The sequence below is a fragment of the Cryobacterium sp. TMT1-19 genome (assembly GCF_004403055.1).
Lineage (GTDB): Bacteria > Actinomycetota > Actinomycetes > Actinomycetales > Microbacteriaceae > Cryobacterium > Cryobacterium sandaracinum.
Map to the genome: position 1 here is coordinate 21,827 of NZ_SOHB01000019.1, position 6,508 is coordinate 28,334.

5 protein-coding genes are annotated in these 6,508 nt (G+C 67.2%); 2 read left to right on the forward strand and 3 right to left on the reverse strand.

Annotation, left to right across the window (positions count from 1 at the left end; genetic code table 11):
- The first annotated feature begins 3 nt into the window (after positions 1–3).
- On the forward strand, positions 4–582 hold the full coding sequence (gene epsC / locus E3T40_RS04595) for a serine O-acetyltransferase EpsC (RefSeq protein ID WP_104194082.1): 579 nt from the start codon (positions 4–6) through the stop codon (positions 580–582).
- Between the two features lie 13 nt (positions 583–595).
- Complete coding sequence (locus E3T40_RS04600; RefSeq protein WP_104194083.1) at positions 596–1,606, forward strand: isopenicillin N synthase family oxygenase; 1,011 nt, start codon at positions 596–598, stop codon at positions 1,604–1,606.
- A gap of 49 nt (positions 1,607–1,655) precedes the next feature.
- Here the strand turns inward: E3T40_RS04600 and pdxH are convergent, their stop codons facing one another.
- From pdxH to rho, 3 genes are all read right to left on the reverse strand, one after another.
- Entirely contained in the window at positions 1,656–2,297 is a 642-nt protein-coding gene (pdxH, locus tag E3T40_RS04605) for a pyridoxamine 5'-phosphate oxidase (RefSeq protein WP_174843646.1), read from the reverse strand.
- Positions 2,298–2,403: 106 nt separating this feature from the next.
- The gene (prfA, locus tag E3T40_RS04610; RefSeq protein ID WP_134542799.1) at positions 2,404–3,483 is read right to left on the reverse strand and encodes a peptide chain release factor 1; all 1,080 of its coding nucleotides are present in this window, start codon (positions 3,481–3,483) and stop codon (positions 2,404–2,406) included.
- Entirely contained in the window at positions 3,483–6,032 is a 2,550-nt protein-coding gene (gene rho / locus E3T40_RS04615; protein ID WP_370287872.1) for a transcription termination factor Rho, read from the reverse strand. The genes prfA and rho overlap by 1 nt, the downstream gene beginning before the upstream one ends.
- Positions 6,033–6,508 lie beyond the last annotated feature (476 nt).

The following is a 6,508-nucleotide window of genomic DNA, read 5'->3' on the forward strand; positions in this document are numbered from 1 at the left end:
CGAATGGGTGTCTTTTCGAGCATCCGTGAGGACCTGGCGATGGCGCGCGCCCACGACCCGGCCGCCCGCAGCAACATCGAGGTGTTCCTGGCGTACAGCGGTCTGCACGCCGTGTGGTCGTATCGAGTGTCCCACCGGCTGTGGGAGGCCGGATTGCGGCTCCCGGCCCGGCTCCTGTCGCAGTTCACCCGGTTCCTGACCGGGATCGAGATCCACCCCGGCGCCCGCATCGGCCGGAGGCTGTTCATCGACCACGGCATGGGCGTGGTGATCGGGGAGACCTCGGACATCGGCGATGACGTGATGCTCTACCACGGGGTCACCCTCGGCGGGAAGACCCGGCACGGGGTGGCCCGGGGGGAGAAGCGGCACCCCACCCTGCACGACGGGGTGACGATCGGCGCCGGCGCCAAGGTGCTCGGGCCCATCGTCATCGGCGCCTGGAGTACCATCGGCGCCAACGCGGTGGTGACCCGGGATGCCCCACCCAAGTCGCTGCTGCTGGGGATCCCGGCCATCGTGCAGCCGGCCAAGACCGATACCATCGAATCCGCCCGCGGGCTGCTGCCCGGCGACGACTGAGGGACAGAGACCAATGACCACCGATACCGCCGCCCTCACCCTCCCCGTACTCGACCTCTCGCGGCTTGACCGGGGCGATGCGGAGGCGGAGGCTTTTCGGGCCGATCTGCGGGAGGCCACCCACTCCTTCGGGTTCTTCTACCTGACCGGTCACGGCGTGCCCTCGGACCTCACGGATCGGGTCATGCGCACCGCCCGAGCCTTCTTCGCCCTCCCCGAAGCCGACAAGATGGCGATCGAGAATCTGAGGAGCCCGCACTTCCGCGGCTACACCCGCGTGGGCGGCGAGCTCACCCAGGGTACGGTTGACTGGCGCGAGCAGATTGACATCGGGCCGGAGCGCCCGGCACTTCCGCGGCCCACGGATGCCGACTACCGGCGTCTCGAGGGACCGAACCAGTGGCCGTCCAATCTCCCCGCGCTACGAGAAGTGATGACCCTCTGGCGCGAAGAGCTCACCGCGGTCGCCCTCCACCTGATGCAGGCCTGGGCGCTGTCGCTCGGTGCCGACGAGAACGTGTTCGACGCGGCCTTCGCCGAGAAGCCGTTCACCCTGATCAAGATCGTGCGCTACCCCGGCAAATCCGATCCCACTCCCCGGCAGGGCGTCGGCGCGCACAAGGACTCCGGGGTGCTGACCCTCCTGTTTGTCGAACCCGGCAAGGGTGGCCTGCAGGTGGAGAAGGATGGCGACTGGATCGACGCTCCCCCGCTCGACGGCGCCTTCGTGGTCAACATCGGCGAGCTGCTGGAGGTGGCCACGAACGGCTACCTCAAGGCCACCGTGCACCGGGTGATCTCGCCTCTGATCGGAGACGACCGGGTCTCGATTCCGTTCTTCTTTGGCCCCGCGCTCGACGCGACCATCCCGCTGCTCAGCCTGCCGGACTCCCTCGAGGCGCCCGGGGTCACGGCCGACCCGAACAACCCGATCTTCTCCACCTACGGGGAGAACGCCCTGAAGAGCCGACTGCGCGCGCACCCGGACGTGGCGGCCATCCACTACTCCGACCTCGCCGAGTAGCCACCGCAGCCGCCGCTGCCGGCGCAGCGATCGTCGCTGCCTAGTGGCGCTACGGCTGGAGGCGCTCCAGCGCCCAGCCGCCGCCCTCCAGTGCCGTGAAACGCAAGCGGTCGTGCAGCCGGGACGTGCGGCCCTGCCAGAACTCGATCGCGTGCGGAATGACCCGGAACCCGCCCCAGTCGGTGGGCCGCGGGATCTCCATGTCGTCGGGGTAACGCCGCTCGACCGCGCGCACCTGCTCTTCGAGCAGTTCGCGGCTCACGATCGGTTCCGATTGCTCACTGGCCAGGGCGGCGATGCGGGCGGGCCGCGGACGACGCGCGAAATAGGCGTCGCTGACGGCGGCATCCGTGGCGTGGGCAGTGCCGTAGACGATCACCTGGCGCTGCATCGGGTACCAGGGGAATAGCAGCGTCACACCGGAATTCTTCCGAAGCGCGCGCCCCTTGCGCGAGTCGTAGTTGGTGACGAACTCGAACCCGCTTCCGTCGAGCCCCTTGAGCAGAACCGTGCGGCTGCTCGGCCGCCCGTCGGGGTCGATGCTGCCGACGACCATGGCGTTCGGCTCATACAGCCCGGCCCCCTCAGCGGCCGCCAACCAGGTCGCGAACTCGAGCATCGGGTCAGAGTTCACCTGCGCCTCGGTCAGGCCCACAGCGCCGTAGTCGGTGTGACTCGTCAGGGATTCCATCAGCATCCTCGCCTCGTTGTCGAACGGTGGATGCGAAAAGCCCCGCCGCCGTTCTCTCCAGACTACGAGAGACCGGCGGCTGGGCAACCGCTGCGTGCGGGGTTGGTCAGTCGTGATCACCGATCTCGGCCAGCCGGGTGGCTTCGTCGGCCGTGATGCAGGAGTCGATCACGGCGTCGAGGGCGCCGTTCATGACCGTGTCCAGGTTGTAGGCCTTGTAGCCGGTGCGGTGGTCCGCAATCCGGTTCTCCGGGAAGTTGTACGTGCGGATGCGCTCGGACCGGTCCATGGTGCGGATCTGGCCCTTGCGCACGAGGGAGGCGGCGGCGTCGATTTCTTCCTGCTGCCGGGCAAGAACGCGGGCACGCAGAACGCGCATGCCGGCTTCCTTGTTCTGCAGCTGGCTCTTCTCGTTCTGCATGGCCACGACGATGCCGGTCGGAAGGTGGGTGATGCGCACGGCGGAGTCGGTCGTGTTCACGGACTGGCCGCCGGGGCCGCTCGACCGGTACACGTCAATCTTGAGGTCGTTCGCACTGATCTCGACCTCTTCGGGCTCGTCGACCTCAGGGAAGACGAGCACTCCGGCGGCGGAAGTGTGGATGCGTCCCTGCGACTCGGTGGCCGGCACTCGCTGAACGCGGTGCACGCCCCCCTCGTACTTGAGGTGCGCCCAGACGCCCTCGGCAGGGTCGCTCGCGTTGCCCTTGATGGCGAGCTGGATGTCTTTGATGCCGCCGAGGTCGCTCGTGGTCTGCTCGATGATCTCGGTTTTCCAGCGCTTCGACTCCGCATAGTGCAGGTACATGCGGAGCAGGTCGGCGGCGAATAGTGCGGATTCCGCACCGCCCTCCCCCATCTTGATCTCCATGATCACGTCGCGGGCGTCGAGCGGGTCGCGCGGAATCAGCAGGCGCCGCAGCTTTTCGGCCGCGTTTTCCAGCTGCTCGACCAGACCGGGGATCTCCGCGGCGAAGTCGGCGTCCTCGTCCGCGAGTTCCCGCGCGGCATCGAGGTTCTCGCCGATCTCTTTCCACTCGTGCCAGGCCGCGATGATGCGGCTGAGCTCGGCATAACGACGGTTGACCTTCTTCGATCGGGTTGGGTTCGCGTGCAGCTCGCGATCCGCCAGCTGAGACTGGAGCTCATCGTGCTCAGCCAGCAGAGTCAGGACAGACTCGAACATCAGTGATCCTTGTCTGACCCACCGAGGGTGGGCATCGACTTCTGAACCTGCATCAGGAACTCGACGTTGGACGTGGTCTCCTTCAGACGACCGAGGATGACCTCCAGTGCCTGCTGCTGTTCTAGCCCGGCGAGGGCGCGTCGCAGTTTCCAAGTGATCTTGACTTCGTCCGCGCTCATCAGCATTTCTTCACGCCGGGTGCCGGATGCGTTGACATCCACCGCGGGGAAGATGCGCTTGTCGGCCAAGTGGCGCGACAGGCGGAGCTCCATGTTGCCCGTGCCCTTGAACTCCTCGAAGATAACCTCGTCCATCTTGGATCCGGTCTCCACCAGGGCGGAGGCGAGGATGGTGAGCGAGCCACCGTTCTCAATGTTGCGCGCCGCGCCGAAGAAACGCTTCGGCGGGTACAGCGCGGACGCGTCGACGCCGCCGGAGAGGATCCGGCCCGACGGCGGGGCCGTCAGATTGTAGGCGCGGCCCAGGCGGGTGATCGAGTCGAGCAGCACGACGACGTCGTGGCCCAGTTCGACGAGACGCTTGGCGCGCTCGATAGCGAGCTCGGCGACCGTGGTGTGGTCTTCGGCGGGACGGTCGAAGGTGGAGGCAATGACCTCACCCTTCACCGTGCGCTGCATGTCGGTGACCTCTTCCGGACGCTCATCGACCAGGACGACCATGAGGTGGACCTCGGGGTTGTTCGTGGCAATGGCGTTTGCGATCTGCTGCATGACGATGGTCTTGCCGGCCTTGGGCGGTGCGACAATCAGGCCGCGCTGTCCTTTGCCGATCGGGGCGACCAGGTCGATGATCCGCTGCGTCAGCTTGCCCGGCTCGGTTTCGAGGCGCAGCCGCTCCGTCGGGTACAGCGGGGTGAGCTTCTGGAACTCGACGCGGTTCGCGGCCTCTTCGACGGTCAGGCCATTTATGGAGTCGACCTTGACGATCGCGTTGTACTTCTGGCGTCCGCTCTGATCGCCTTCGTGCGGCTGGCGGATGGAGCCGACGACGGCGTCGCCCTTGCGCAGGTTGTACTTCTTGACCTGGCCGAGCGAGACGTAGACGTCGCTCGCACCCGGCAGGTAGCCGGAGGTGCGCACAAACGCGTAGTTGTCGAGGATGTCGAGGATGCCGGCGACGGGGATCAGCACGTCGTCGTCGTTCAGCTCCGGCTCGAAGTCGTCGCCGGTGGTGACGCCGCGACGCTTGCGGTCACGGAAACGGTTGCGGTTGCTACGGCCGTTCAGGTCGTCTTCGAGTCCGGCGCGGTCGGGACCGGCGTTGCGCTCCTGACCCTGACGCTCTTGGCCTTGGTTGCGGTCCTGGCGGTCCTGACCCTGACGCTCCTGGCGGTCCTGGCGGTCCTGGGCGCGATCCTGGCTCTGCTGGGCATGGCGGTCCTGACCCTGGTTGCGGTCCTGACCCTGGTTGCGGTCCTGATTCTGATGGTCCTGGCTCTGGCCCTGGCCGCGGTTGCCGGTCTGGCGTTGCTGACGGGCGGTCTCCTCACCGCGCTCGGCGCTACGCTCGGCGCCCTGCGTGCGGTCGCCCCCGCGGCTGCGGTTGCGGTTGCGGCCCTGTCGGGGCTGTTCCGTCTGCTCGGACAGTTCGCCCTGATCGGCGTGGTCGCCGCGCTCGGTCGATTCGGCCTGATCGGTGACGACGGTCTCGACCGGGGCGTGCTGCTCGGTTCCGGTCTCGGTGCCGGTATCGGTGCCGGACTGGGTTCCTGTCTCCGTGGCGAATTCGTCGGCGTTGTTGCGCGCGTCGATGCTGTTGCGGGCGCCGCCGTTGCGGCCACCGCGTGAGCTACCGCGACGCGACCGGCCGGAACCGGTGGTCTCGGGTGCCGCCTCGGTGATCTCGGGGATCTCCTCGGCCACGACTGCGGTCTCGGCGACCGCCTCAAGCGGGGCAGCAGCCTCGGTGATTGTTTCAGTCTCAACGGTGGGGGCCTCGGTGTCCACGATGGGGGCGGCGGCGGCTTCGGCCGCTGCCTTCACGGTGACCGACGTGGCACGTTTGCGAGCCTGGCGGACCGGCTTCGTGGCCGGGGCTACGGTCTCGGTCACGGGTGACTCCGGCAAGGCGCCGGCATAGGTGGTGGGGGCAGTGGTGCGGCGGAGGGTCGCGGCGCCATCCGGAACGATCATGCCGATGCCCAGGTCGCCGTCAGCGTTGACGTGCGCCACGGCGGGAGCCGTGGTCGCGGTGGAGGCGCGGCGGGACGCGCGCTTGCGCGGCGCGGCAACGGTGACGTTGGCAGCAACGTCGGTGGTCGAGGCCGCGTCGGTCGCGGCGTCGGCCGCGGGAATCGCCTCTTCGACGGGAACGGCGGCCGTGGTGTCGGCGGCCGTGGTGTCGGCGGAGACACCCGAGGATGCGCTCTTGGCCTGCTCGGCGGTGATTGCTCCTACGAGCTCTCCCTTGCGAAGCTTTGATGCACCCGGGATACCCAGCTCGAGCGCCAGAGCCAGAAGCTCGGCGACGCGAAGGGTAGTGAGGTGCGAGGAATCCGCACCGGGGGTGAGGAGGTTGACGTCAGTCACGAAAAATGTCCTTTCCCCTGGCGTCATGCGTGCTGGCCAGGGAAGCTGTTGCAGCGTCTCACGCGCTGCGGGTGGTCCAATCCCAAAGTGATGTGGATTGAAGTGAACACACACAGCTACGCATAGATGATGCGATAGCAGTGAGTTACAGGGAATGCACCGGAGAAGAGAGCCGGGCGTTACGCGGTTCCATCGGGTGCACTTTTACTGTAGCAGAACGTAAGAACGCCGAGGACCGACCGGATACGGCGTGTCCTTGGCTTTCAGATACTCCTTGACATGAGTGAGTCCTCACAGCCGTCAGCGATGAGTCACCGCTGCCGGGTCCAACCGGCTCGGTGCTCCGGCCCGCGTCCCGAACGAATTCGACGGAATTCTGGCTCTCCTGTCGTAACCGTGGGTTAATCCCGGCCGGGGAGTGCGGGTTTGTGGCCGCCGAGGCTGAGCATGGCGAGGGCGATGAGGGCGTCGGGTGA